We start from the raw sequence: 634 nt of genomic DNA on the forward strand, positions 1-634 counted from the left end.
GGGCGGGGCGTTGGGCGTCGGACGCCCGGCGCCAGGACGCGCGCCGCCGGGGCGGGCGCCGTCGCGAGGCGCGGCCGGACGCGGCGCGAGGGCCGAATAGCGGACGGTGTCGCCGCCGGCCGCAGGCGGGGCGGCCGGACGCGGGTTGCGGTCACCAGCAGGACGGTCGCCGCCGGGACGGGCGCCGGCCGCGGGACGGTCGGCCTGCGGGCGATCCTGGCCCGGACGCGGCGCGCGCTGGCCGAAATTGGTGTTCTCAAACCGGCCCGGCGCCCGCTCGGGACGATAGGTGGTGGTCGAGGGCCGGTCGTCGCGGCGCTCGCGGGACGGCTCGTAGGTTCGGGTCTGGCCAGGCTGGGCCGGAGCGGCAGGCGAGGCCGGGCGCGGCGGCGGGGCGGCCGCCACCGGCTGCTACGGCGCCGGAGCGGGAGGCGCAGGGGTCGGAGCCACGGGCGGGGCAGGCGCGGCGGCCACGGGGGCGGGCGTCGGAGCCGGAGGCGGGACGGGGGCGGCCGGAGCTTCAGCGACCGGGGCCGGAACCGGAGCCGGGGCGGCGACAACAGGAGCCGGCGGCGCGGCTTCCACCGGCTTGGGCGCGGCGGCCTGGGCGGCGGCGGCGCGGGCGGCGGCCTCG

At 82.8% G+C, this 634-nt stretch carries 1 protein-coding gene and 1 pseudogene; both read right to left on the bottom strand.

Translation table 11 applies throughout. The features are described 5' to 3' along the window. Window positions 1–405 (bottom strand): annotated as a pseudogene (locus OCL97_RS22620) (translation initiation factor IF-2); the annotation flags it as partial. 6 nt (window positions 406–411) lie between these two features. After that, window positions 412–634: hypothetical protein (locus tag OCL97_RS22625; protein ID WP_377371950.1), on the bottom strand; the 223-nt coding region annotated here is incomplete at its 5' end.

This window comes from Phenylobacterium ferrooxidans, assembly GCF_042714595.1.
In the GTDB taxonomy this organism is placed as follows: Bacteria; Pseudomonadota; Alphaproteobacteria; order Caulobacterales; family Caulobacteraceae; genus Phenylobacterium; species Phenylobacterium ferrooxidans.